The sequence below is a fragment of the Oleiphilus sp. HI0043 genome, from assembly GCF_001634935.1.
Genome location: NZ_LWEY01000309.1, coordinates 1 through 885 on the forward strand (window position 1 = coordinate 1; position 885 = coordinate 885).

Below are 885 nucleotides of genomic sequence, written 5' to 3' on the forward strand. Positions count from 1 at the left end.
CGTATCTCCCGGGTGCTTACTCCGCTTATTTTGGCTTAATAATAAGTTGTGGTAGCCCTGCTTGGCGCGATCAAACCTATGCTTGTTGCGACAGCATAGGCCTTTTTGATCGTCTGCAAGAACGAGCTGCTCCTTACAAACGGGGCAGAGTAAATAGGGGCTTAGAGTATCCATAGTATCTTAGCGCTTGGCTTATGTTAGCAGGTGCTCCAAGATCTGCTCGTAAATCACTGACAAGTCGTTCAGGTCGGTGATACTCACGTGTTCATCAACTTGGTGAATCGTTGCGTTGAGCGGCCCAAGTTCAAGCACTTGTGCGCCCGTTGGTGCGATAAAACGGCCGTCAGAGGTTCCGCCTGAGGTTGAAAGCTCTGTGTCGATACCTTTAACTGTTTTTATCGCTTTAACCGCTGCGTCGACGAGTGGGCCCGCTGCGGTTAGGAAGGGCTCTCCGCTTAATGTCCACTGGATATCGTAATCCAGCTTGTGTTGCTCAAGCACTTTGACGACACCTGCTTTAAGTTGCTCGGCGGTGACTTCAGTAGAAAATCGAAAGTTAAAAAGTGTCTCGACAGTACCGGGTATCACGTTCGTCGCACCGGTACCGGAATTGATATTGGTGATTTGGAATGATGTCGCGGGGAAGAATTCATTGCCACTGTCCCATTCAAGTTTGCATAGGTCGTCAAGGGCAGTCATTGCCAGGTGAATAGGGTTGTTCGCCAAGTGCGGGTAGGCAACATGTCCTTGTTTGCCTTTAATGGTAAGTTTTGCGTTTAAAGATCCGCGGCGGCCGTTCTTGATCACATCACCGAGCACCTTGGTACTGGATGGCTCACCAACCAGGCACCAATCAATTTTTTCATTACGCGCCTCCAATGTTTC

2 protein-coding genes are annotated in these 885 nt (G+C 49.4%); both read right to left on the reverse strand.

The genetic code is table 11. The features are described 5' to 3' along the window. Positions 1–174: putative RNA methyltransferase (locus tag A3729_RS34460; protein WP_369820073.1), on the reverse strand; the 174-nt coding region annotated here is incomplete at its 3' end. Between the two features lie 18 nt (positions 175–192). After that, the coding region (gene dapE, locus A3729_RS04315; RefSeq protein ID WP_082882004.1) for a succinyl-diaminopimelate desuccinylase at positions 193–885 on the reverse strand (693 nt) is incomplete at its 5' end.